General features: G+C 60.1%; 23 protein-coding genes. 12 read left to right on the top strand and 11 right to left on the bottom strand.

Annotated elements, in window-relative coordinates:
- The first annotated feature begins 194 nt into the window (after positions 1 to 194).
- Complete coding sequence (locus tag AC0L2P_RS12180; RefSeq protein ID WP_473501453.1) at positions 195 to 1106, top strand: GntR family transcriptional regulator; 912 nt, start codon at positions 195 to 197, stop codon at positions 1104 to 1106.
- A 136-nt stretch (positions 1107 to 1242) separates the two neighbouring features.
- Here AC0L2P_RS12180 and AC0L2P_RS12175 read toward each other — a convergent pair whose 3' ends face one another.
- On the bottom strand, positions 1243 to 1836 hold the full coding sequence (locus AC0L2P_RS12175; protein WP_473501452.1) for a DJ-1/PfpI family protein: 594 nt from the start codon (positions 1834 to 1836) through the stop codon (positions 1243 to 1245).
- Between the two features lie 151 nt (positions 1837 to 1987).
- Positions 1988 to 2680 (bottom strand): GntR family transcriptional regulator, encoded by a 693-nt coding sequence (locus AC0L2P_RS12170; RefSeq protein WP_473501451.1) that lies wholly within the window; start codon positions 2678 to 2680, stop codon positions 1988 to 1990.
- A 192-nt stretch (positions 2681 to 2872) separates the two neighbouring features.
- On the opposite strand from AC0L2P_RS12170, the gene AC0L2P_RS12165 reads away from it, so the two are divergent.
- Genes AC0L2P_RS12165 through AC0L2P_RS12155 form a run of 3 tightly spaced genes read left to right on the top strand, consistent with a single transcriptional unit; the run spans position 2873 to position 6438 of the window.
- Positions 2873 to 4099, top strand: coding sequence for an iron-containing alcohol dehydrogenase (locus tag AC0L2P_RS12165; RefSeq protein WP_473501450.1), 1227 nt, complete (start codon positions 2873 to 2875; stop codon positions 4097 to 4099).
- 12 nt (positions 4100 to 4111) lie between these two features.
- A complete protein-coding gene (locus tag AC0L2P_RS12160; protein WP_473501449.1) occupies positions 4112 to 5605 on the top strand; it encodes an NAD-dependent succinate-semialdehyde dehydrogenase in 1494 nt (497 codons plus the stop codon).
- An 11-nt stretch (positions 5606 to 5616) separates the two neighbouring features.
- Complete coding sequence (locus AC0L2P_RS12155; protein WP_473501448.1) at positions 5617 to 6438, top strand: alpha/beta hydrolase; 822 nt, start codon at positions 5617 to 5619, stop codon at positions 6436 to 6438.
- Between the two features lie 94 nt (positions 6439 to 6532).
- Here the strand turns inward: AC0L2P_RS12155 and AC0L2P_RS12150 are convergent, their stop codons facing one another.
- A complete protein-coding gene (locus AC0L2P_RS12150) occupies positions 6533 to 7195 on the bottom strand; it encodes a winged helix-turn-helix transcriptional regulator (RefSeq protein ID WP_473501447.1) in 663 nt (220 codons plus the stop codon).
- 74 nt (positions 7196 to 7269) lie between these two features.
- Here AC0L2P_RS12150 and AC0L2P_RS12145 point away from each other — a divergent pair, with 74 nt between their 5' ends.
- Entirely contained in the window at positions 7270 to 7668 is a 399-nt protein-coding gene (locus tag AC0L2P_RS12145; RefSeq protein WP_473501446.1) for a tautomerase family protein, read from the top strand.
- Between the two features lie 296 nt (positions 7669 to 7964).
- Entirely contained in the window at positions 7965 to 9104 is a 1140-nt protein-coding gene (locus AC0L2P_RS12140; protein WP_473501445.1) for a mandelate racemase/muconate lactonizing enzyme family protein, read from the top strand.
- 67 nt (positions 9105 to 9171) lie between these two features.
- On the opposite strand, the gene AC0L2P_RS12135 is transcribed toward AC0L2P_RS12140, so the two are convergent.
- The 6 genes from AC0L2P_RS12135 to AC0L2P_RS12110 all read right to left on the bottom strand — a co-directional run bounded on the left by AC0L2P_RS12135 (position 9172) and on the right by AC0L2P_RS12110 (position 15754).
- Positions 9172 to 9921, bottom strand: coding sequence for a ribonuclease activity regulator RraA (locus tag AC0L2P_RS12135; protein WP_473501444.1), 750 nt, complete (start codon positions 9919 to 9921; stop codon positions 9172 to 9174).
- A 23-nt stretch (positions 9922 to 9944) separates the two neighbouring features.
- On the bottom strand, positions 9945 to 11108 hold the full coding sequence (locus AC0L2P_RS12130) for a mandelate racemase/muconate lactonizing enzyme family protein (RefSeq protein WP_473501443.1): 1164 nt from the start codon (positions 11106 to 11108) through the stop codon (positions 9945 to 9947).
- A 20-nt stretch (positions 11109 to 11128) separates the two neighbouring features.
- The gene (locus AC0L2P_RS12125; protein WP_473501442.1) at positions 11129 to 12226 is read right to left on the bottom strand and encodes an ABC transporter ATP-binding protein; all 1098 of its coding nucleotides are present in this window, start codon (positions 12224 to 12226) and stop codon (positions 11129 to 11131) included.
- A gap of 124 nt (positions 12227 to 12350) precedes the next feature.
- Complete coding sequence (locus AC0L2P_RS12120; protein ID WP_473501441.1) at positions 12351 to 13241, bottom strand: carbohydrate ABC transporter permease; 891 nt, start codon at positions 13239 to 13241, stop codon at positions 12351 to 12353.
- Positions 13238 to 14197: a carbohydrate ABC transporter permease gene (locus AC0L2P_RS12115; RefSeq protein ID WP_473501440.1), complete on the bottom strand. Its 960-nt coding sequence runs from the start codon at positions 14195 to 14197 to the stop codon at positions 13238 to 13240. Before AC0L2P_RS12115 ends, AC0L2P_RS12120 begins: the two co-directional genes overlap by 4 nt.
- Positions 14198 to 14275: 78 nt before the next feature.
- A complete protein-coding gene (locus AC0L2P_RS12110) occupies positions 14276 to 15754 on the bottom strand; it encodes an ABC transporter substrate-binding protein (protein ID WP_473501439.1) in 1479 nt (492 codons plus the stop codon).
- A 208-nt stretch (positions 15755 to 15962) separates the two neighbouring features.
- On the opposite strand from AC0L2P_RS12110, the gene AC0L2P_RS12105 reads away from it, so the two are divergent.
- From AC0L2P_RS12105 to AC0L2P_RS12090, 4 genes are read left to right on the top strand one after another with little or no spacing between them, the layout of a single operon-like run.
- A complete protein-coding gene (locus AC0L2P_RS12105; RefSeq protein ID WP_473501438.1) occupies positions 15963 to 16673 on the top strand; it encodes a GntR family transcriptional regulator in 711 nt (236 codons plus the stop codon).
- 54 nt (positions 16674 to 16727) lie between these two features.
- On the top strand, positions 16728 to 17894 hold the full coding sequence (locus AC0L2P_RS12100; protein ID WP_473501437.1) for a mandelate racemase/muconate lactonizing enzyme family protein: 1167 nt from the start codon (positions 16728 to 16730) through the stop codon (positions 17892 to 17894).
- A gap of 57 nt (positions 17895 to 17951) precedes the next feature.
- Entirely contained in the window at positions 17952 to 19313 is a 1362-nt protein-coding gene (locus AC0L2P_RS12095; protein WP_473501436.1) for a mandelate racemase/muconate lactonizing enzyme family protein, read from the top strand.
- Between the two features lie 17 nt (positions 19314 to 19330).
- The gene (locus AC0L2P_RS12090; RefSeq protein ID WP_473501435.1) at positions 19331 to 20530 is read left to right on the top strand and encodes a mandelate racemase/muconate lactonizing enzyme family protein; all 1200 of its coding nucleotides are present in this window, start codon (positions 19331 to 19333) and stop codon (positions 20528 to 20530) included.
- A 257-nt stretch (positions 20531 to 20787) separates the two neighbouring features.
- Here the strand turns inward: AC0L2P_RS12090 and AC0L2P_RS12085 are convergent, their stop codons facing one another.
- Complete coding sequence (locus AC0L2P_RS12085) at positions 20788 to 21369, bottom strand: hypothetical protein (RefSeq protein ID WP_473501434.1); 582 nt, start codon at positions 21367 to 21369, stop codon at positions 20788 to 20790.
- A gap of 381 nt (positions 21370 to 21750) precedes the next feature.
- Between AC0L2P_RS12085 and AC0L2P_RS12080 the strand changes: the two genes are divergently transcribed.
- A complete protein-coding gene (locus tag AC0L2P_RS12080) occupies positions 21751 to 22380 on the top strand; it encodes a VOC family protein (protein ID WP_473501433.1) in 630 nt (209 codons plus the stop codon).
- A 193-nt stretch (positions 22381 to 22573) separates the two neighbouring features.
- Here the strand turns inward: AC0L2P_RS12080 and AC0L2P_RS12075 are convergent, their stop codons facing one another.
- A complete protein-coding gene (locus AC0L2P_RS12075) occupies positions 22574 to 23536 on the bottom strand; it encodes a LysR family transcriptional regulator (RefSeq protein WP_473501432.1) in 963 nt (320 codons plus the stop codon).
- A gap of 310 nt (positions 23537 to 23846) precedes the next feature.
- Between AC0L2P_RS12075 and AC0L2P_RS12070 the strand changes: the two genes are divergently transcribed.
- A complete protein-coding gene (locus AC0L2P_RS12070; protein ID WP_473501431.1) occupies positions 23847 to 25070 on the top strand; it encodes a pyridoxal phosphate-dependent decarboxylase family protein in 1224 nt (407 codons plus the stop codon).
- The last annotated feature ends 101 nt before the right edge of the window (positions 25071 to 25171 follow it).

Raw genomic sequence — 25171 nt, 5'->3', positions numbered from 1 at the left:
TCGTGCCGGTGTTTCCCGTTTCAGGCAAATTTCCCCTCCCCGCCGCGGCTCGCGTGAGCCGCGTCGTCAAAAACTCAATTCGTGTTCAGGTCCTCTTCTTATCGATAAAAAACAACCAGTCGGGTCGGGTCAAGTTGTTTTTTATGGATAAAGTTCATGCTAAAAGGACAAGGTATTGTTCCAAGGAAAATCCGATGAGAACCGACACCGTCTACAAGAAGGCCTTCAATCGAGTTGCAAATATGCTGCGCGACGGGCAACTGGCCGGTGAACTTCCTTCCGAAAATGAGCTTAGACGGCGAATGTGCGTCAGCCGCACAACCGTCAGAAAGGTTTTGCGGGAACTGGTTCACCGCGAACTTGTCACCGAGCGTAAGGGCCTCAGGTCGACGGGCCGCCCGGTCAGCGACAACGACTACTATCCGGACGCCGAAACCACGCCACGCGCCAAGCATGTCGAACAACAGTTCATGGAGTGGATGCTGCGGGGTGACACCAGGCCCGGCACCAGCATCAATGAGCTCGAGCTTGCGCGCCAATTCGGCGTTGCGACCAATGGAATTCGCGAATTCCTGATCCGCTTCAGCCGGTTTGGACTGATCGAGAAAAGGCCGAATACAGGCTGGCTTTTCAAGGGCTTCACCGAAGACTTTGCACTTGAGCTCTTCGAGATCCGGGTGATGTTCGAACTGCGTTCGGCACAATTGTTTTCACTGCAGCCGGACAGTTCTCCGCTATGGTCGAAACTCGCCGCGCTCAAGATGGCGCATGCCGACCTGCTGGAGCGAATTGAAGGCCGCTTTCACGACTTCTCCGGCCTGGACAACCGGTTTCACCGGCTCATAAACGAGGCCTCACCGAACCGCTTTATCGATGATTTCTACGACATCATCACGTTCATTTTTCACTACCACTATCAGTGGAACAAGCAGGACGAAAAGCAGCGCAACCTTGCCGCGATCCACGAACACATTGCCTATATCGATGCGCTTGAGAGCCGCAACTCCACTCGGATTGAGGTGGCCTGCCGAGCGCATCTTGCTTCAGCAAGGGAAACACTGATGCGCTCGCTCACAGGAATTGATGAAACGAGCATCAATGCATGACGAAATGCTTCTGATCCTGGGACGCAAACTCAGCGTGATGCAGGTGATTTATGGTCCGAAGCCGAATTGGCGGTGACAAGTTTCCTCCGCAGAAAGGGAACCGACGCACCCCTTTGCGATGCGTCGGAAGAAAGGTCTACGCGTGGCGGATTTCCGTCCCCAGCACCTTCAGGCATTCGCGGATGAACGCTGCAAGGGCCGTCCAGCCTTTTGCCGAAACCATCGTCCCATCCACATAAGCCTCCGTTGGAGACAGGTCGATATAGGTGCCGCCCGCAAGCGTCACTTCGGGCTCGCACGCCGCCAGCGCGCCGACCTTCTTGCCACGCACGACGCCGTCAACCGCGATCAGGATCTGCACGCCGTGGCAGATCGTGAAAATCGGCTTCCTGGTTTCGTGAAAGTGGCGCACCATCGCCTGCACGCGCTTGTCGGTGCGGATGTATTCGGGGCCACGACCGCCGGCGCAGTACACAGCGTGGTATTGCTCCAACTGCTTCTCAGCGTCGGAAAAGGTCTTGTTGATCAGCGCATAGTGGCCGAGCTTTTCGGTGTAGGTCTGATCGCCCTCGAAATCGTGCAGCGATGTTTTGATCAGGTCTCCGGCGCTTTTGTCTGGGCACACAACATGAACGGTATGGCCCACCGCTTCCATCGCCTGCTGGTACACGAAGATTTCGTATTCCTCGGTGAATTCACCGGTCAGCATCAGGATCTTTTTGCCTGGCATGGTACTTCCTTTCCTGTGACAATGGCCGGGCGAGACCTGTACTCGCCCGGTGGGCTTGAGTTTCTAGAAGGGTGAATCGGGGAAGCAGTATTTCTTGGCACTGGGCTGCGTGACGATCATCGACGGCGGGTACGGGCACATCGGGACAGTCTCAGTCGAACGCCAGCAACAAACGGTCGCGGGAATGCTCGATATGGCGACGCATCGCCTGCTCGGCAGCGGCAGGATCGGCCGCAGCAAAAGCGGCCAGGATGGCCTCATGCTCGTCAAGCGCCTCTTCGGTGACGCGCGAATGGAACATCAGGCGAAAAATGTGGAAGTGGGTATGCTGGTGCGCCAGTGTCTCGCGCACGAGTTCGTTGTTGGCGAATTCCATCACCTTGTCATGGAAAATGGCATCCTGGCGGGCGAAGTTGGAATACCGCAGGCGCTCGTCCTTGCCCTCACGGCGCGCCATGACGCCTGCGGACTCCTGAAGCACGGCAAGTTTCGTCTCGTCCAGGAGCACTGCTGCCTTGGCCGCGGCATGAGGCTCGAGCAGCAGGCGAAGCTCGTATAGTTCGTCAAACCGTCGTTTCGTTATCTGCGGCGCGGCGCGGTAACCGATCAGATGCGTCTTCAGCACCAGGCCTTCGCCTTCGAGCCGGCCGAGCGCCTCGCGGATCGGCGTGTGGGAGACATTGAATTCCTTTACCAGGCTGTCGACGGTGATGCGCGAGCCCGGCGCAACCTTCAGCGACATGAGTTGCGCAAAAATTGCTTCGTAGACGTCCTCAACCAAGCTGCTGGAGCGCTGGATACGCCCGCCGGCGAGGTTCGCTTCGTCTACACCGGGTAAGTTCATGGCCTGCACGTTTTGCCTCTTGACATGTCGAGTCGCTAACACGATGCTCCGATTAATGCAATCCTATATCATATACGATTTTATAGACTATAATTTGAGGCTGTTCCAAAGCGCAATGGCGCAAACGGTAGCCCTGCTGGAGCAGCGTGCCGCGCCCGCAGCCTTTCCAGACATCATCACAGGCTGCAGGTCATGAGCCTTTTCGCTGCCATAAGGCTGCCGCGCGAAATTCTCTTCGGGAAGGGCCAACGCCACGTCATCGCGGTTGTCGCGGCCAGGCTCGGGCGTCGCGTGCTCGTCTGCACCGATGAACGTTTCGCCGCAACAGGCCCGTTCGAAGAGATAATCGCGGCGCTGCGAGCCGCCTCGATAGACGTACTGGTGCATGACCGTGTCCTACCCGACGTCCCCCGGGACACTGTTGCCGTCTGCGTCGAGGAAGCGCGGCAGTTCGCGCCAGACATGGTGATCGGCATTGGCGGCGGCAGTTGTCTCGACATGGCCAAATGCGCCGCGTTGCTCATCAGTCATGGCGGTCAGCTCCAGGATTACTACGGCGAGTTCAAGGTGCCCGGCCCGACGCTGCCGTTGATCGCGGTGCCGACGACCGCCGGCACGGGCTCTGAAGTGACCCCGGTCGCGGTGATCTCGGATCCGGACCGCACGCTGAAGGTCGGCATCTCCAGCCCGTATCTGATCGCGGCCGCGGCCATCTGCGACCCTGAGCTGACAATGACATGCCCGCCGGGATTGACGGCGATCGCAGGCGCCGATGCGCTGACGCATGCAATCGAGGCCTTCACCGCCGCCAGGCGCGGGACCGATCCCGGTCTTCCGCAGCAACATGTCTTTATCGGCAAAACCGCCTTGACCGATCATTTCGCCCTGCTGGCGATCAAGCTGCTTGGCCGAAGCCTTGAAACGGCATACCGCCGGCCCTCCGACGAGGACGCCCGGGCCGATGTCATGATGGGCGCACTTGCAGCCGGCTGCGCGTTCGGAACGGCCGGCACGGCGGCAGCGCACGCCGTGCAATACCCGGTTGGCGCGGTAACCCACACCCCTCACGGCTTGGGTGTTGCCACCATGTTGCCATACGTCATGAGGTACAACAGAACAGCGGCAGTCACCGAGATGGCCGAGATCGCCAATGCCCTCTGCCTCGATGGAAAGGGCCGCACGGCTGAAGAGTTGGCCGACGCGACCATTGGCGAGGTCAGTCGGCTGTTTGGGGCAATCGGGATCACCCCCTCATTGGCCGAGCTAGGGCTGCCTGCCGACAAGCTCGATTGGACGGCGGAACAAGCGATCGGTATCGAGCGCCTCATCAAGAACAATCCGCGGCCATTCGATTTGGGGTCCATGCGACGCCTGGTCCAGGCCGCCTTTGATGGCGACCTCGCCAGCGGCGCCATGTAAACGATCGGGAATATGGAGATGAACACGTATTCACAGGTTCTGGCGGACGATCAGGGCGTCAGCGACTTCCACACAATTTCGCACGGCCTGTATATTGGCGGCCAATGGCGGCAGTCCGCGGATGGCAGGGTAATTCCGGTCATCGATCCTTCGACGGAAGCCACCATAGCTGCCGTACCCGATGCGACCTTGGCGGACGCGGCCGCCGCCGTTGACGCCGCTGCCAAGGCGGCCCATGGCTGGCGGACAACGTCGCCGCGAAAGCGCTCCGAGATCCTCCGGCGCTGCTTCGAACTGATGACGGAACGATCGGAAGCTCTGGCTACTCTCATCGCATTGGAAAATGGCAAGGCACTCCGGGATGCCTGCGGCGAGATCGCTTATGCCGCGGAATTTTTCCGATGGAATGCCGAGGAGGCCGTTCGCATTACCGGTGAATTCGGTACTGCGCCTTCCGGCACCAACCGCATTGTGGTCGATTACGAACCGATCGGCATCTGCGTCCTGATCACGCCCTGGAATTTTCCTGCCGCGATGGCGACGCGCAAGATTGCGCCGGCACTTGCCGCTGGATGTACAGTGATCCTGAAGCCGGCCAGTGAGACCCCGCTTACCGCCTACGCGCTGGCCGCGCTCTATCAGGACGCTGGCGTTCCACCGGGGGTGGTCAACGTCCTGACAACCTCCAGTCCTGGGCCTTTGACAGCCGCCATGCTGGCCGATCCGCGGGTGCGCAAACTCTCCTTCACCGGTTCGACCGGTGTGGGTCGCGCTCTGCTGGCAGAGGCTGCCAGGCATGTGGTCTCGTGTTCGATGGAACTCGGCGGCAACGCGCCGTTCATTGTGTTCGACGATGCCGACCTCGAAGCGGCGCTCGATGGCGCAATGGTGGCCAAGATGCGAAACGCCGGCGAGGCCTGCACGGCCGCGAACCGCCTCTATGTGCAATCTGGCATCTACGAAGCCTTCTCCGACGGCATCGAGAAGCGGATGTCGTCGCTCAAGGTCGGCGCCGGCACCGACCCGGATACCGAATGCGGCCCTATGATCACGAAGAAGGCGGTCGAGAAGATAGACCGACTCGTCATCGACGCGGTTGCACGAGGCGCGCGGGTCTTGTGCGGTGGCTCAGTGCTGTCCGGACGTGGTTTCTTCTACCCTCCGACGGTGCTTCGCGACGTGCCGGGCGACGCAAAGATGGCGCATGAGGAGATATTCGGGCCGGTGGCGCCAATCTCGAGCTTCGAAACCGAGGCCGAGGTCATCGCACGCGCCAATAACACTGAATATGGGCTTGCTGCCTACATATACACGCGCGATCTGGCGCGCGGCATGCGGGTGGCCTCCCGGATCGAGGCCGGGATGATCGCTCTCAACCGCGGGCTGATGTCCGATCCGGCAGCCCCTTTTGGCGGCGTCAAGCAGAGTGGGCTTGGCCGCGAGGGAGGGCAGCATCACGGCATTTCCGAGTTCATGGAGGCTAAATACCTCGCCATCAGCATGTGAGCAGAAGAAGAATGCAAGGCGATCCCTTTCGCATCCGCGACCACGTCGCTGACTTTGACCAAATCGTGCAGGAATTCGTTGATCGCAGCGAGGCCGCCCGCGCCGCCATTGCGATGGCCGCCGACGTGGCCTACGGACCGGATCCGACCGAAACGATGGACCTGTTTTTTCCCGCAGGCAAAAGAACGGCGCTGCCGGTGCACATGTTTGTCCACGGCGGCTACTGGAGAATGTTTTCCAAGCGCGACTATTCATACGTCGCAACGACGATTACCCAGGCCGGGGCCATAGCCGTCATCGTTGATTATGCTCTGATGCCCAAGGTCAGAATGGCGACGATCGTTGACCAGGTGCGCCGCGCCAAGCAGTGGGTCGTGGCCAACATCGCCGATCATGGCGGAAACCCGGCGGCCCTGACTGTCAGTGGTCATTCGGCGGGAGCACATCTTGCAACGTTCCTGTTCGAGGGCGAGCATACCCCCTCGAATGTGAGGGCAGCCTTTCTGTTGAGCGGGCTCTACGATTTGAAGCCGCTCCAGGATTCCTTTCTCGCCAACGAGATTGCAATAACCGACGAGGAAGTCGCCATGTTCACACCTCTTGCCTATCGGCATGATCCTCAGACCAAAGCGGCGGTTCTGGTCGGAGCCAATGAGACGCCACCCTTTCATCAGCAAGCTGATCGATTCACAGCAAGCTTGTTGCGGCATGGGTCGTTAGTAACGTCGCATGTGCTCCCGAACCGCAACCACATGGACGGTGTCAGAGATCTCGGCTTGCCGGGGACGGAGGCTGCTGATTGCCTGGCAGAACTGATCGCCAAGGCCCGCTAGTCTGGTGCCACCAGCCGGCTCCGCAGCCTTTTGGGATCCTGCTGAAAGGTTCAGGGACCAACTCCGGTTGGCAGCTGGCAGCTACTCAGTGCGCTCATACCGCTGACGCGGCGGGCGACTGGAACACCGCCTGGAACCGGGCCAACGCTTCCCGGTCGCCATCGACCTTTACCCGCCCGTCGGCGATGGCCCGGTCGGCACCAAGCTCGCCGCGGAAAAGCTGGTCGAGCGTCTCCAGGCTCATCCCAAACACAGCAACCGCACCGCTCGCGCTGCCCTCGCTAGTCGCGCAGCTTCCCTCGTCCACCCGGACTTCGAACACCCGTCCATCCACGCGGAATTCGTAGGCCTCGCGCAATCCCGTTGCCCGCTCCGGCCGAAACCACTCCCGGATGGCCACGAAATAAGCACCCAGCGAGAGCTGCTGCCCCGGTCCCCGCTTATCCATCAATCGCCCACCCCAGCGGCCGAGGGCGCGCACGATCGGTTCAAGCTCCGTCCCGGAACCGGTCAGCCGGTACACGGTCGAGCCTGCCGGAGGAGGAAGTGTCACCCGTTCGATAAGGCATTGGCTCTCCATCTCCTTGAGGCGGTCGGCCAGCAGATTGGTGCCGATGCCGGGGTTCGCTGCCAGCAGATCGCCATAGCGCTTCGGTCCGAGCAGCAGTTCTCGCACCAGCAGCAGCGTCCAGCGTTCGCCGATCACGTCGAGCGCCCGCGCAATTGCGCAGTACTGATTGTAGCTTCGCTTTGCCATGAAAAAGTTCTAGCGCACCCTTGCCCATCCTGTCTATGTGCTATATGATTTTAAAGTCAGCTTAGGAGGAAGTTATGCCTATCGCCTATCTCGACGTCCCCGCCGGAATCGACCCCGACCGGAAGCGGCATCTGATGAAGGGGCTCTATGAAGCCCTGAACGAGGCCTATCCTTTCCCTGACGATCATCGGGTTTTCCTACGAGAGTGGTCACCGGATATGGTCAGCCAGAATGGCATCGTGCCCGCCGAACCGTTCAGGCCCGTGTTCGTCATCCATGGTCCGCAGGGTGCGGCCGGCGATGCCAAGCGCCGGATGCTGAAGAGGATCAATGCCGCCGTCGCGGATGCCTACAAGCTACCTGACTTCATGATTTTCATGCACGAGTATCCACTCGAGCTTGTGGTGCACGAGGGCCGCTTGCTCGCCGACAATACGCAACGGGTCGAGGACCAGAAAAACGCCTATAGCTAGACTAGCTAACCTGCCGAGATGCCGATCACTCATTGCAGGTTGACCGCCAGCGGTGCGCATTCGCTCCGGATGGGTTCGAGGCAACATCGCGGAACGTTGCGCCGCTGCGTTCAGCCGCGTGATATCCACGTCCTAATGTCGATGCGCTGCCCGCTATCCGGATTGAACAGGTTGACGCTCGCTGGATTCACGGCAAGACATATTGGCCTCTTTGCGCCGGCCGGCAAACCTCGGAGGCAGGCGCGCGATCATCGCGTGCTCGCCGACCTGCACCGGACGATCAGAAAGCCCATGTGATGAGCCTTTCGCATTTTCGTATAACCCGATTTCAGTTCGCCCGCGACCGGGTAATCGGGGACAGTCAGGTTCGAGCCGACGATGTCAACGTCGCCGCGCTGGAACTCGTTTCGACAAGTGGGGAGGTCGGACTGGGCTTCGTCCAGACGCTCTTCAATCCCCTGCCCGACCAGACCGAGATTGAGACCGTTTTCGAAAGCGAGGTTTGGCCGGCCCTGAAAGGACACAAGGCGATCGCGCTGGTTCATCGTGTGAACCGCCCGCGCGGCGGCAATCAGCGGGCGTACTCCCTTCCTTTTCATGAAGCGGTCCAGGTGGCGCTTTGGGACCTTGCGGCAAAGCAAGCTGGTCTACCCCTTCACGTGTTGCTGGGCAGTCGTCGCAACCGTGTGAAAGCCTACGCCAGTGGCCTCGATTTTCACCTCGACGACGATGCTTTCGTTTCCTTGTTTTCCCACGCGGCGTCGCTTGGCTATTCCGCTTTCAAGATCAAGGTCGGCCACCCGGATTTCGATCGCGATCTGCGACGGCTGGAGCTGTTGAAATCCTGTGTGCCGGCAGGCTCGAAAATCATGATCGACCCTAACGAGGCGTGGTCCTCGAAGGAAGCGCTAATGAAATTGGTGGCGATCCGCGATGCCGGTCATGATCTTCTCTGGGTCGAGGATCCAATCCTGCGTCACGACCACGAAGGATTGAGAATGCTCAGACAGGCAACGACATGGACTCAGATCAACACCGGCGAGTATCTGGATCTTCAATGCAAACGGCTTCTTCTGGAAGCTCACGCAACCGACATCCTGAATGTTCACGGTCAAGTCACCGATGTTATGCGCATCGGCTGGCTGGCCGCCGAGCTCGGCATCCCGGTCAGCATCGGCAACACCTTTCTGGAGATCGGCGTGCACATGGCGGTCGCGCTTCCGGAAGTCGAATGGCTGGAATATTCGTTTCAGAACTTCGATCATCTGGTGGAACAGCCCATCGAAATCCGGGACGGCTACGCCTATGCACCCGATCGACGTGGCCATGGATTGGTACTGTCCGAAAAAGCGCGCGGCGAATGGGTGAGACCAAGGCGCCTAGTACGGTCGGAACTGGGTGCCGCGCCCGAAAATGCACGCCTCCCTGGCAAGTGAGTGAATGACCGAGCCACCGAGGCGATGCCGCCAGAAACTCCCCGCCCGCCACGAGGGAATCCATGCACTAACTCGGGTTTTCCAGGCGGTTTGTTTTGCGCCACTCCTCGTATTCCCCGCGGGCATCGTCATGCAGCGGATAATAGCGTTGCAACGGCCCGCCCTCCATGAGCTTCACCCGCGAGAATTCCTCCCAATCATGATGCTTCTGTGATTCTTCGATCACCTTCGGGGCCATCACGACGGGTAGCACCACCACGCCGTCGTCGTCGGCGACGATGATGTCGCCGGGGATCACCGTGACACCGCCGCAGGCAATCGGAACGTTGACGGCATTGGGATAGATACTGGTCTGCACATGATAGTTTGGCGTCCAGCCGCGCAGCCATAAAGGCAGGTCGAGCTTTTCGACGTTGGGCCGGTCGCGCATGCACCCGTCGATGACGATACCCGCCCCGCCCCGCCCCTTGAAATACGTCGACATCATATCGCCGAAGACGCCCGAGCTCATGTCGGCGCGCGCGTCGACCACGACCACATCGCCCTCCTGCGCGTGGTAGAGCACGTGCCGGTGCAGCTGCGTCTCCGGATCGGCATATTCCCCCTCTGTGAAGAGGTCCGGCCGCTGCGGCAGGAACTGCAGCGTCAACGCCGGCCCGACAATCGACTTCCCATGGTTTTGCGCTACCGGACCGACCATGTGCGGATTGCGAAAGCCCATGTGGCCAAGCGTGCCGGCTACCGTCGCGGCGCCGATCTCCCTCAGCGCGTCGATCAGGTCTTTAGGCGGCCGCGCGATGTCGGAAGTATGCGTCATTTTTGGACTCCGGATGAATGGAACTACCAGTTCGTAACAGCACCGTCGCGGCGCCTAAGGTGAGGCGCTTCCCAGAAACGCAAGCTCTGCGCCTGGACCGCCACTTCGTTGACCTCGACGCCGAGCCCCGGCAGATCGCCGACCGGGTAATCGGTCCCGTCGAGCCGTGGTTGCACGGGAAAGAACTCGGAATTGTCGAAGCCCAGCTTTGTTTCCGGCACTCTGGTCTCGAGCCACGCGAAGTTGGGTACCGCGGCGGCGAGATGCACGGTCGCGGCCGTGCACACTGGGCCAAGGGGATTGTGCGGCATCAGGTCCACATAGTGCGCCTCGCTCCAGCCAGCGACCTTCATCGCCTCGGTGAGCCCGCCGACATTGCAAACATCGATCCGGTTGAACTGATGGATGCCGCGCTCGATGTAGGGCAAGAACTGCCACTTGCTGGCAAATTCCTCGCCGATGGCAAAGGGGATTTCGGTCATCGTGCGCAGCGATTCATAGGCCTCCGGCGTCTCGTCCCGTATCGGCTCCTCGAGGAAGTCAAGCACGCCGCGGCCGAGCTTGTTACAGAAGCTCGCCGCCTCGGCCACCGACAGCCGATGATGGTAGTCGATGCCGAGAACGGCGTCGTCGCCCAGCGCCTCGCGCGCCTTGTTCAGCATACTCGCGGTAGCGCCGATTGACTCGCGCGGCTCGAAAATGTCCTTGCTGTTTTGCCCAAAGGGGAAGAAGCGGATCGCCTGCCACCCCTGTGCGCGAAGTTCGCGGGCTCGTTCGATGGCGACATCGCCCTCGGCCTCGTCGCCGGTCGAGGCGAAGGTGGAGATGCGGTCGCGCTGCTTGCCGCCCAGCAGCTCGTAGACCGGCACGCCCAGCGCCTTGCCCTTGATGTCGTGAAGCGCGATGTCGATGGCGGAAATCGCCGCTTGCAGAACTCGCCCGCCTTCGAAGTACTGGCTGCGATAAACCTCCTGCCAGATCCGCCCGATCTGCATGGGGTCGCGACCGATGAGGAACTCGCGATAGTGCTCGACCGCGCCGGCCACCGCTCTCTCGCGACCGCTCAAGCCGCTCTCGCCCCAGCCGAAGATGCCCTGGTCGGTCTCGACCTTGACGAGCATCTGGTTGCGCGTTCCTACCCACACCGGATAGGGCTTGATCGCGGTGATCTTAAGTTTCTCAGTCATCCACGCCCATTCGCCCAATCTCAGTTGGCCTTGAGGGCCATTTCAGTTTCGCCGTCGAACAGATGCATCCGCTCCTGGTCGAACTCGAGCCAGATCTGCTCGTCGGGTGCGACGGCAATGTTCGGCGCCACGCTGACGTTGACGATGGCGCCGGACAGGAACGCCTGCACGAAGGTGACGTCTCCGGTCGGCTCCACCGTATAGGCCTTGGCCGGGACGCTGCCTGGCACCGCACTCTTGTGGAGCTTGATCGTCGAGTGACGAGCGCCGAGCACGACTTTCCTGGCCGTCGCTTTCGCGACCTTGTGGGCATTAAGCGGCGAGAGCTCAAGGCGCCAGCCCTCGGCGCCGGTCAACACCGTGTTGCCGTTTGCCGTCGAGGCCTCCAGCGGAATAAGGCTCATCGCCGGGCTGCCGATGAAGCTGGCCACGAACATGTTCACCGGATGGGCAAAGACCTGCGCCGGTGAATCGTATTGCTGCAGGTAGCCGCCATTCATCACCGCCATCTTGTCAGCCATGGTCACGGCTTCGAGCTGGTCGTGCGTCACATAGATGATCGTCGCCTTGAGGTCCTGGTGGAAACGCTTGATCTCCGACCGCATCTGCACGCGCAGCTTCGCATCGAGGTTAGACAGTGGCTCGTCCATGAGGAACACGGCGGGGTCGCGAACGAGGGCACGCCCGAGGGCCACACGCTGCTGCTGCCCGCCCGAAAGTTCGCGCGGCTTGCGCTCGAGCAGATGCGTCATATCGAGCACTCGCGCCGCTTCCTTGACCTTCTTGTCGATCTCGTCCCTGGGGAGTTTGCGCATTTGAAGCGGGAACGCCAGGTTCTTGTAGACCGATTTCTGCGGGTAGAGCGCGTAGTTCTGGAACACCATCGCGATGTCCCGGTCCTTGGGGTCGAGGTCGTTGACCACTCGCTCGCCGATGATGATGTCGCCCGATGTGATCGGGGTCAGCCCGGCGACGAGATTGAGCGTGGTTGTCTTGCCACAGCCCGAAGGGCCGACGAGCGCAACGAACTCGCCGTCATTGACCGTCAGCGAGACGTGGTTGACAGCTTTGAAGCCGCCATAGCTCTTGACGAGATCTTGCAGGACCACGTGGGCCATCGGCAACTCCCTAGAGCATGATGCCGAAAAGTGTGAAGCGGTTTTCGGACGACATCATGCTCTACCTCTCTGATTTAGAGCCGGATTCAGATTTCAGATCGATTCGACCTGAAATCATCCGGCTCTAGTGCTTGACCGCGCCTTCTGTAAGGGCGCGTACGAAGTATCGTTGAAGGACCAGAAACAGCACCACGACGGGCACGCTCATCATGAAGCTGGCCGCCATCAGGCCCGGAAAGTCCGTCGTATTTTCCGAGAAGAAGCGCTGGATGCCGACCGGCAGCGTCAACTGCTCGTTCTTGGAGAGAAAGGTGTAGGCGTAGATGTACTCGTTCCACGCGCCAATGAAGGAATAGATTGCGGTGGCGATGATCCCCGGCGTCGAGAGCGGCATCACGATCATGATGAAGGCCTGGAACCGTGTTGCGCCATCGATGCGCGCCGCCTGCTCGAGCTGCACAGGGATGTTGTCGTAAAAGCCCTTGAGCAGCCAGATCGCCAGCGGCAGGCCGAAGGTGAGATAGGTGAGGATCAGCGAGCCATGCGTGTTTATCAGACCAATCGCGCGCATCAGGATGAAGAGTGGCACGAGAAAGATCACCGCCGGGAACATGTTGCGCAGCAGCACGGCAAAGAACAGGAAATTCCGGCCGGGGAAACGGAAGCGCGAAAACGCGTAGGCCGCAGGGACAGCCACGATCACTGAAAGGATTGTCGTGACGGTCGACACAAAAAGGCTGTTCCAGAAGAAGCGGAGGAAGTCCTGGCCGACGCTGTTCTGCGGATCGAGCAGTTTCTGGTAGCTGGCGAGGGTAGGTTCGTCCGGCCACCATTGCGGCGGGAATTGCGTCGCCGCGAATCCGGATTTGATCGAGGTGATCAGCATCCAGATCATCGGCAACGCGGTATAAAGCAGCATGAACAGGAGGAATATGCGCCCGGCCCACCGCCATCCGTCGATGCGCATGCGGCGACGGGTCTGGGCTCGAGGGGCTGTCTCGGCAATCGTGCTCATGCGCTCCCCTCTTTCCGCTCGTTGCCGCTTAGCGCACGGACGTAGAAGTAGCCCAGCGTCATCAGTATGAGGAACAGAAGCACCGAATAGGCGGATGCCACGCCCCAGCGCTGCCGTCCGAAGGCGAGCTCATATATGTGGGTTATCCAGATATGCGATGCGTTCGACGGCCCGCCGCCGGTCATGATCCAGGGAATGATGAAGGAATTGAAGTTGGCCACCGCGAGCAGCAGCATCGTCACGACCGACACGTTGCGCAAGTGCGGGAAGGTAACGTGCCAAAAGCGCTGCCATGCATTGGCACCGTCGACTTTTGCGGCGCGCAGCAACTGGTCGGGAACCGTCTGCAGACCCGCCATCATCATGATCATGGCAAACGGAAACTCGCGCCAGATATTGACGACGATCAGGGAGGGCAGCACCGTGCTGACATTGTCGATGAAATTCGGCGGCTGGTCGGCCAATCCGAGGCCGACCAGCACCGCGCCGATGATCCCGAAGTCCGAATGGTAGATCCACTTCCAGGTATAGGAGGCGGCGACTGCGCTGATGACCCAAGGGATAATCAGGATAGCGCGCAAGACACCACGGCCGATGAAGTCGCGGTGGAGTGCCAACGCTGTGGCAAACCCCAGGACAAAGGAGATGAAAGTTGATCCCAGTGTCCAGATCATTGTGTTCCAGGTGACTTTCCAGAACACCTGACTCGTGAGGATGGTCGTGTAGTTGTCGAAGCCGACGAAGCTCTTGTCGCGGAGCTGCAGACCAGGCGGCGTCTTAAAGAATGACAGCTCGATCGTGTAGTAGATCGGATAGGCGATGACGATGAGCATGACAGCAATCGCCGGCAGCACGTACGCGTAGTCCGCGCGATGCTCCCAGCTCTTCCGCAGCGTGCCGGATGTACCGGGTTGCAATCTTCGGCGAGCCTCGGCCTTGCCGGTCACGATCGTCACTTGTGGCGTGCCCTTATTCTTCGAAACGAGGCGGCTGCGCCGGCGGCGCAGCCGGTCAGGTCGTAGGTCAGGCCTGGACTAGAGTCCGCCCATCAGGTCTTTCACCTTCTTAGCCGCGTCTTCCGCTGCCTCGTCGACGGTCATCGCTCCGGTCAGGGCATTCTGCAGCATGTCCGGGATGATGATGTTCATGATCTCGGGGGCCTGCGGCAGGGCTGGGAACGGGATGCCGTATGGCAGCATCGAGGTGGTGACATCGAGGAACTTGATGTTGTCCAGACGTTCTTTCATCCACTTGGTCTTGAAGCCGTTGAGGTTGCCCGGGTTTGATCCGGCGTAGGCCATCTTCAGCGACCATTCAGGGCTTGTCCACATGCAGATGATAGCTTTCGCAGCCGGCTCGTCTACCTTGCCGCCCTCGACATATTCGGGCTTCAGGATGTGAATGTTCGAGCCGCCGAACACGACGGCGCGCTTGCCGTCGGGACCAGTCGGGATCAGGCCGTAGCGCATGTTGTCGATGACCGTCTGCGCCTTGTCCTTGTCGGTGCCCGTCGCCTTTTTCTGGAGGTCGAGCATCACATTGTAATCGGACGGGTGCGAGATCATCATGCCGAGCTGACCGGCGACGAACAGGGGCTGGTTGTCGGCCTGCTGGTTGGTGAGTGCCGAAACCGGAACCGACTTGTCGCGAACATACATGTCGTACGAGGCTTGCAGCGCTGCCTTGCTCTGCGGACTATCGAGCTGGACCTGCTCATACGTCGGGTTTGCTGTCGCTTCGTCGAAGACGCCGCCGCCATAGGCCCATAGCTGTGGCATGAAGCGGTACGGCGTATTGCCGGCATTCTTGCGAGCCACGAGGCCGTAGCCGGCAATGCCGAGCTTGTCGTGGATCTGCTTGGAATATTTGACGACGTCGGCCCAGGTTGCCGGAGGCTTGTCCGGATCCAGGCCCGCACGCTTGAAGATGTCGGCGTTCCAGATGAACGCCATCGTCTCGTTGTTGGTCGGAATGCCGTAGGTCACGCCCTCCCAGGTCACGGCCTTCATGGCGCCGGGCCAGAAATCCTCCGTCGAATACCCGACATCCTCTGGCTTGAGCGGCTGCAGATAGCCCTTTGAGGCGAACTCGGTACCACCCAGGATTTGCAGGCGGACCGCCATAGGCGCGGCATTGCCCAGGAGCGCGGTGCGGAACTTGTCGAGAAGGTCGTTATAAGTGAGGGCTTGTTCCTCAAGCTGGATGTTTGGATATGTCTTGCGGAAGGTCTCGAAGAAATCCTTGTAGTACTGGCGCAGGAGGTCGGGGTCGCCCTCGAACACGCCCTGATACCAGAAAGTCAGTCGCCCCTTATAATCGAGTGGGGTGACCTTGGCGCAATCGGCCGCCGTGTCAAAATCCTGTGTGCCCGCAATCGAGCGCACATATTCCGGCGACCACTTGCTCAGGTCAACCGGCGGTGCACCCAGCGCCGATGTGGACGTCAGGGATGCCATCAAAGCAGTGGCGACAGTGCCGCGCAGGACGGCACTGCCGAGCGCAATTCTCGTCATAGGTATCCTCCCTGGTTCTCCCATGCCGCCCGAAAGCGGTCCTTGCTCGTTTCGATCGCTAGGACGCTTGTTTCAGCTCAGTGTATCCTCTCGATCGCTTAGTACGTTTTCAGATCGTGGATTGCCTGTCAACGCGCAGAATCGTACATTGTTTACGAAAGCCGTGTGTGATATCGGGCAAGGTATGTATTAAACTGGGGAGCCGGCGTTGGCCGAAACAAGCGCTTTCAAGGCGATGCCACCGGTTGGAACCGATCCCATCGGGGCCTCCAGCGAGGGTGCCTCGCTCTATGAATTGATCCGGGAAGACATCATCGAGGGACGGCTCGCCGCCAACGAACGGCTTGTGGTCACAGATCTGGCCCGGCGTCACGGCACTTCGACCAATCCTGTACGCGAGGCCTTGCAGCTGTTGCGCGGCGAAGGCTTTGTCACCTTTGTCGCCAATCGCGGGGCGCGCGTACGACCCATTGATCAGGATTTTGTCCGGGATATCTACGAGATCGGTGTTCTGATCGAGCCAGCCCTGACGCGATGGTTTGTGAATATGGCGACCGGCGAGGACATCGCCGAACTCGAACGTCTCCAGGGCCTGATCGAAGAGAACAACTTCGCCGACACATTCAGGCACAGTGAGCTGGATACCGCTTTCCACACAGTGATGTACCAGCGGCACTACAACCGCCACGCCGCCGAGCTTTGGTGGAAGCATCGCGAAGTGCTGCGAGCCGTGAGCCGGCGTTTCAATTTCACGCTGGCGCGACGTGCCGCGATCATGCGCGAGCACCGCGAACTTATCGCGCTTGTGAAGGCGGGAGAGGCCGACAAGGCGGCTGAACTGGTTTCCCGCCATGTCGAGGGTTCGGGCCGGCATATTCTGGAACAGATGCGTGCGCGCAACGCCGCTCGGGCCGGATAGAATGTCCTGTCCAGAACATCGTTAGCTGACCATTTTCAGGCAAAGGTAGTTGAGATGAAAATCACGAGCATTCGGCCGTGGCTGATCAAGTCCGATGCTTCTTACTGGGGAGAGTTCCTGTTCGTCGAAGTGACGACCGACGAGGGAGTGAGTGGCTGGGGAGAGATCACCACCACGACAATGCTCGCCAACCGCGCTCTCTGCGCGATCCTGCGGCAGATCGGCGTGGCCGTGACAGGCGAGGATCCGGCGCGCATCGAGCATCTCTGGCACAAGATCTTCCGCAGCTTCACCTACATGGGCAGCCGCGGCGCCGCCGTCGAATGCGTGAGCGCCATTGATATCGCCCTCTGGGACATCCGGGGCAAAGTCCTCGGCAAGCCGATTTACGAGCTGCTGGGCGGACCGGTACGCGATGAAATCGCGCTCTATACCCATCCCAACCAGGCCAAATTCACCAGCAAGGAGGCTGTGGTCCGCGAAATCTTGGACATCGTCGAGTCGGGACACACTGCGCTCAAGTTCGATCCTTACCCCCACCAGGGCCGCAGCGCCGATGGCCTGCCCCGCGAACAGCGGGACGGCTACCTCGATGGCAGCATGACCCGCAAGGACGAGCGCGAAGCCGCCGAACTCACGGCGCTGATCCGCGAAACGGCGGGGCCCGACGTCGACATTCTCATCGATGCGCATGGCCGCTTCGACGTCCCCACCGCCATTCGCCTCTGTCGGAGCCTCGAGGAGGCCGGCCGGATCGATTGGTTTGAGGAGCCCTGCCCGCCCGAGAGCCTTGACGCGCTCAAGCAGGTGCGTGAGAAGGTCAATACCGCTATCTCATGGGGCGAGCGCGGCCACACGAAATGGGATTTCGTGCCGGTACTTGAGAACAGGCTCGCCGACTACATCATGCCCGACGTCACCTGGACCGGCGGCATTACCGAACTCAAGAAGATTTCTGCGCTGTGCGAAGCCTATTACGTACCGGTCTCGCCACATGACGCCGCGGGACCGATCAACGTGGTTGCGGGAGCGCAGGTGATGATGACCGTTCCCAACTTCTACAAACTCGAAACGTCGGAATGGAACCTGGGCAAATACGATCACCTGATCGACAGACCACTCGACGTTTCGAACGGCAGCCTCAAGCTGACGTCGAAGCCTGGTCTCGGCATTGAGATGGACCGCGACTACCTGCAGGCGCACGAGATCGAGCTGGGCTAGCGACGCTTAAATGCCGGCCCAGGGTGCGGGGCGACAAGCCGAAAACGAGGATGAGTCATGGCAAAAACAGGTGGCGCCGACGAAGCGCTCGATCGGGTGAACGCGAACTCCAAGCCATCCCAGCTTCGCATCACCGACATGCGGGTAGCCGAAATCGTCGGCGCGCCGTTCACCTCAGCGCTGCTCAAGATTTACACCAACCAGGGCATCGTCGGGCTTGGCGAGGTGCGCGACGGCGCCAGCGCCACCTACGCGCTGATGCTGAAGAGCCGGCTGCTTGGCGAGAACCCTTGCGAAATCGACCGCCTGTTTCGCCGGATCAAGCAGTTCGGTGGGCACGGCCGGCAAGGCGGCGGCGTCTCGGCGGTCGAAATCGCGTTGTGGGATCTCGCCGGCAAGGCCTATGGCGTCCCCATCTACCAGATGCTCGCCGGCCGTTTTCGGGAGAAGGTGCGCGTCTATTGCGACACCGACGCGACCGTGCCGAGCGGCATGGAGACTGGCAAGCGCCTCAAGCAGCGCATGGAGCTCGGTTTCACCTTCCTCAAGATGGATCTGGGGCTGATGCAGATCGCGGATGTCCCCGGTGCGGTCGTGTCTCCTGCCGGCTCCCTTGAAGGATACCGCGTTCACCCCAGCCGCGGCCCGGTCACAACCCTCAACGAGCGACGCGCCCGCAATGCCGCCTACGATTTGCACAACGTCCCCCATCCGTTTACCGGCCTCCATTTTTCCGACAAGGGCCTCGACCTGCTTGAACAATACATTGCCGAGGTTCGCGATGTTATCGGCATGGATATTCCGCTGGCCATCGACCATGTCGGCCACATCTCGCTGCAGAACGGTATTCGGCTCGCCAGGCGGATTGAAAAATACGTGCCGGCGTGGCTCGAGGATGTGATCCCATGGCAGTACACCGAGCAATACCGACAACTGCAGGCCGCCACCACGGTGCCGATCTGCACCGGCGAGGACATCTACCTTAAGGAGAGCTTCGAGCCCCTGCTCAAGAGCGGCGGCCTCTCCATTATCCACCCGGACCTGCTCACCAGCGGGGGCATCCTCGAGACCAAGAAGATCGGCGACATGGCGCAGGACCACGGTGTCGCCATGGCCATCCATATGGCCGAAAGTCCAATCGCCGCAATGGCTGCGGCACATGTCGCGACCGCGACCGAAAACTTCATGGCGCTCGAATACCACTCTGCCGATGTCGACTGGTGGGACGATATCGTCACCGGCGCTCCCAAGCCGCTCGTGAAGGACGGCTTTATCAATGTTCCGGACAAACCTGGCCTGGGGATTGACGATGTCGTCGACGAGGTGATCTCGGAGCATCTGCAGCCGGGTGTCACCGGCATCTGGCAGCCCACGGATCACTGGGACGACGAGTATTCCTGGGACCGCACCTGGAGCTGAGGCGAAAAGAACCGAAGATGAAGATCACCGACCTCCGCTGTGCCGTCATCGGCAAACATCCCATCGTCCGCATCGTTACCGACGAGGGCCTCTATGGCCTTGGCGAAGTCGAGTTCACCAAGACCTATCTCAAGCCTTGGGTGCTGCATTTCCGCGAGGCGCTGATCGGCGAGGACCCGACCGACGTCGAGCGGGTGATGCTGAAGATCCGCCAACGCGGCTCTTTCAAGCCCTATGGCGCGGCTGTAAGCGCTATCGAGCATGCGCTGTGGGACATTGCCGGCAAGGCCGCAGGCGTGCCGGCCTACAAACTGCTCGGCGGCAAGGTGCGCGACAAGGTACGCGTCTATAACGGCTCGATCCGCCAGAAGCGAACGGGGGACCGGCCGGAGGATTACGCCGCTGACCTGAAATGGATGATGGAGCAGCCGCAGAACTTCTTCATGATCAAGCAAGGGATCTCGTTCCACTCCAACATGAAGGACACCATCGAGGGCTTCCATTACGGCGTGACGCAGAAGAAGGCTGGCTATCACGGCGCCATGGATCAGGGCGTGATCAGCGAGCGCGGGTTCAACCACATGCTCGACTGCGTGATCGCGATGAAGGAAGTGCTGGGCGACAGGGTCAGCCTGGCGCTCGACTGCGGCCCGGGCTGGATGCTGCCCGACGCGATCAAGTTCGCTCGCGCCGTCGAGAAGTACAATTTGATGTGGCTCGAGGACATGCTGACCGGCGACTATGTGCCGTGGGTCAATCCGCAGGCCTATCGGGAGCTGACCACCTCTACCTCGACGCCAATTCATACCGGCGAGCAGATCTACCTGCGGCACAATTTCAAGGAGCTGATCGAAACCCAGGCGGTGCGCGTCATCGGCCCCGATCCGGCCGATATCGGCGGCATTGCCGAGCTCAAATGGGTCGCCGAGCACGCCTATATGCACTCGATTCTGATGGCACCGCACGGCACTGCGAACGGCCTTCTGGGCCTCGGCGCGCTGATCAATGTCTGCGCCACCCTCCCCGCCAACTACATCGCGTTCGAATACCCGAGCGCCTCCGACCCCTGGTGGGAGGACCTCGTAATCGGCCTGCCGTCGCAGATCGTGAAGGACAGCATGGTGGACCTGCTGGAAGCGCCGGGGCTGGGCCTCGATATCGACGCCGAAGCAGCCAGGAAGTATCTCGGTGAAGAGGATGCGGGCTTCTTCGACTGAACCATGCTTCTTGCCCAACCCCGCACGGCGCGGACCGATTCTCGCAAATGGAAAATTGACCGTTTCTGGCCGACAGCAGACCCGTCTGAGTTCGGTGCGATACCACTCATGAAGCGGACGTCGGCAGCCAACTGTAGGCCGCTGCCCCGCTTTCAAACCAGTTTGCTCTGACACAGCCCGATCCTTACCGATCTAAGCCGCCATGGATTTGCAATGATCTCCGCGAGGAAGCCATAACGCTGGTTGCTCGCGCAACGCTATGGGTGTCCTGGTGGCTGCTCCTGCGGAAACTTGTCTTCATGGACGATTGCCACGGCCCGCTCAAGATTACCTCTCACCTCGAAACCGATCCAATGTCCGTCCATCAGGTGCGTTTGTCTCGGACAGGCGAGGAAGTAGTTCCCCGCCTGCTGGGCAACAAAGTTGAGTTGTCTCCTCTCATTAATTTTAATCCCCTCTAGCGGAGCGGTGTATGCCCCCCAAATCGCATCCTCAGCGTCCAACTTCACTGGCATCTCTGACCGAGCATAAACCCTGGTCACCATCAGACCGTGCCTGAAATTCGAGGAGCCATTGATGAACTCGATCTGGACGACCATTCTTCTGGCACCATGATCGTGAGATTGCCGCCCCAGTAGCCGTTGAAGTCGATAATGCCGGTCCGAATGTTGTCCCTGCGGTACCGCTCGACTTGGTTCCAATCGGCGACAATCTCTATAGCCACCGTCTTGGCTGTCGGATCGTTTTTGATCCAGCTCGGGACGAAAGGCTCCCCAGCCATCGCAATTTCCAGGCAACAATCCGAAGGCGAGAAGGGCAAGGTGGGCAAAGCGCGCCATCGCAATCAGAGGGCTCCTCCCGAGCGGAGCGGCCAAGCTTAAGCAACCGCAATGGAAGTCGACTGGGCCTATCCTTCAACGAAGAGAATACCCGGAAAACAACATCCACACCAGCAAACCCCTTTGGCGGAACGGAACAAAACGCGCCGTCGCCGGAGTCGCCCCAAGCGAACGCCCACCTCACGAAGGCCGACGTCTGCCGCCGAAAAGCGAAAGAGGGGTAAGGTTATCGCGCCAAGCTGATCGCCGCTCGGCAAAGGTCTGTTTCGCGGCCGACTGCCGGCCGTCCGCTGCTAGGTATGCTACGGGAAAAGCGGACAATGACCGCCCGACGCCGAATGAACGCATATGCAGTAACAACGTAGGCTCGGCTCAACATCAGTGGCGCTTGGCCGGCGCCTATGGGAGAGCCCGCTGCCGTTCACTGCTAAGTCTGCCTTCATCGCGGAGATGCTGCTGTGCCTCGGCATCTGTGCCGCTGCCGAAGATTTAGAAAAAAGTTTAGATGCTCTGTCGTTTCTGCGGGCGGTCGACCGTCTTCAAGAGGAACCACCCGCTGACTGGCATCTCAACAACGAAAAGGAATGTTTGATGGGCAAGAAGATTTTTGTGAGCCTGCCAGTTTCCGACGTGAAGGCGTCCGTGGCATTCTATGAATCACTTGGCTTCGAGAAGAACCCTAAGTTTCCCGATGAGACGGCTGCCTGGATGGTATGGAGTGCCCACATCAACTTCATGCTGCTCAGCCGTGCCAAATGGCAGACCATGACGACCCGTCCGATCCCGCCATCAACCTCCAGCGAGGTTATGCTGGCGCTATCCCTCGACAGCCGCGACGGCGTCGATGCGATGGCTGCCGCAGCTGCTGCGAACGGCGGCACGGCTGACATCAATCCAATCGAAGATCACGGGTTCATGTACACTCGCGACCTTGCTGATCCCGACGGCCATGCCGTGGGCGCGATATGGATGGACGTTTCTGCAATGCCTTCTGGCGACATTGCGGACTGACATAGTTTACCCGACCAGCCCCAAGGCCAGAGCTATCTCTATGCGATATGAAGCATAACTCGGAGTTGAAATGGGGCCGGAAGATGACCGTCCGCTAACGGGACGAAATTACCCCCTAGCCGACTTTCGCCCGAACCATGTGAGAGTGAAAATTCGAAAAGCGTTTGGTGGATCGCCAAGCCAACCTAATGAATTAGCAGCTTTGGTAATTATGCAAGGCAGGCCCCTGCGCACTCCGGCTCGCGAGATCGAAATATGTTCGGATGTGATCCGCAACGGCGGAGACAAGCTCGCCCAGTGCATGGGGACTGCGCTTCAGGTCCAAGCTACAGGATCCAATGGGGGGAAGCCCGTGTTCCAATCCGAACGGCACTATGCCCGGCGGCAGAGTTACAAGGGGTAACGGGGAAACCACCTCGCCCGTAAGTATTGAGGCGATCTGGCCGGCGAAGCTATTGCTCGTGTGGACTACTCGGTACGGTATGCGTGCTCCATCAAGTGCATCGATGGCCGCTCTCCGCCACGGGCAGGTAAGCGGAGCAATTGAAATCGGCAGCGGACGCTGTCGATGTGCGAGGCCATTCGAGAGGCCTGCCCACGTAAGTCGATCATGATAGATCCCGCCATCGGTCAGTGCGAGGCCGTCCGCTATGCCTGCCGTAACGACAGCGACGTCAAGCTCCCCACTGTCCAGCATTTGAATCAAGGCATTGCTTACGCTGCAGGTCACATCGACCTCAACTTCCGGGGATGCGACCCGCAAGCCCTTTAACATCGAAGGCAAGAATGCTGCCGCATAGTCGTGCGGTATGCCCAGCCGCACCTTGGTGCTGTGGGAGAGACGATTGAAGTGCACCATCACCTCTTCAGCGATTCCGGTTACGCGCCTCGCATAGGTGAGAAGCGCCTCACCCGTTGGGGTCAGGACTACTGAACGGCCCTTGGGCGCGAATATCCTCTGTCCGATCTGGCGTTCAAGCTTCTTCATTTGCATGCTGATCGCTGACGGCGTCCGGTGCATTACTCGCGCGGCACCAACGAAGCTGCCGGTATCGGCAACCGCCTGCAAGCTTCGCAGGAGCGAATTCTCCAGGCCCAGGAGAATAGTCGAACTCGGCAATGAGTGTGTGCGTTTGAGCATGGAGACAGACGTCATTCGCCAAACCTGTTGATGCCCCAGCTAAATCCTTTTCGTTTGTCGAGGCAATCGGGATCGATGAAAGTAATCAGTGAGGGCAAACCTCCGTTTGGGTCTCCATCTTGTCGAAAGGGCTTGGGTGGTGAGCGCCGCGCTAGAATTTGCTTGCCAGGCGGCAGGTGAATGGATCAGGGGGTTGGATACCCGGCCGGTCGGGGCGACAGCGACTTTGCCGGATCTCAGACGATCTTTTGGCGGACCTCTACCGCCGGATGGCCGGAGCGCGGAGGAAGTCATTCGGACACTAGCTAGGGATGCCGCTGACGGTATGCATGGCAATGCCGGCGGACGTTTTTTTGCCTGGGTGTTTGGCGGCGGCCTGGAATCAGCGCTGGCGGCAGACTGGCTCGTTGCCACATGGGACCAGAACGCCGCGCTCTATTCAGCTAGTCCTGCTGCCGCAGTGATCGAGGAAGTTGCCGGAGAATGGATCAAGGAGTTGCTCGACCTCCCACGAGATGCATCCTTCGCGTTCACCAGCGGTTGCCAGATGGCGCATGTGACGAGCCTTGCCGCAGCAAGGGTCGGGTTGCTCGACCGCTTCCAATGGGACGTCGAGGATGACGGATTGTTTGGAGCACCCGAGATACGGGTGCTGGCCAGCGACCAACGGCACGTCACCATAGACCGTGCGGTGCGCTTGCTTGGCATCGGCCGTAACGCCTTGGAAATGTTGCAAACTGACAATGAGGGGCGCGTTCCTGCTGCCGTGCTCGACAGAGCGCTTTCGGGCGATTCCAGGCCCACCATGCTCGTGCTTAACGCAGCCGACCTGAACATCGGCGCATGCGATCCGTTCAAGGAGTTAATCCCGCTGGCACATTCAGCCGGCGCCTGGGTTCACATCGACGGCGCGTTCGGCTTGTTCGCACGCGCAAGCCGGACATACCGCGATCGGCTCGACGGCGTAGAATTGGCGGACAGCTGGGCGACCGATGCTCACAAATGGCTGAACGTTCCTTTCGATTGTGGCATCGCCATAGTCCGAGATCGCACGGCGCATCGCACGGCAATGACTTCGAGCGCGACCTACGTAGCGCCAACGTCCGTCGCGCGCGACCAGACGGACTGGAACCCGGAATATTCCCGCCGAGCGCGCGGGATTCCTGTTTATGCTGCGCTAAGAGAACTCGGTCGCAGCGGTGTAGAGGCTCTGGTCGACCGTTGTTGCGTGCATTGCGCGGACATGGTTGAAGGGATTGGCGGACTGCCCGGTGCGGAGATACTTGCAAGGCCCACGCTCAATCAGGGCTTGGTCCGATTCGGCCGGCCAGGAGCTTCGCCCGAGGAAAACGATTCTTTCACAAACGAGATAATTCAAAAAATCAACGAGACCGGCGAAGTCTTCTTCTCCGGCACAATGTGGCGCGACCGTCGCGCCATGCGCATCAGCGTGGTCAACGCTCGCACTACCGAGTCGGACGTGAAGCGTGCTATCGCGGCAGCAGCAACGGTATTGACGCGGGATTTTGCCGAAAGCATCGCGAATTGAGCGAGCGGATCGCAATGGCTGGAACGGGGCCGAGAGCGGAATGGCAGCTTCGAAACACGGATTTTCAGAAGCGGTCCTTCAGGCCGCAGCAGGGCACCAAG

This window comes from Mesorhizobium sp. WSM4836, assembly GCF_055811815.1.
The sequence above is the reverse complement of the archived record's forward strand: the minus strand, read 5'-3'. Positions and strand labels throughout refer to the sequence as shown.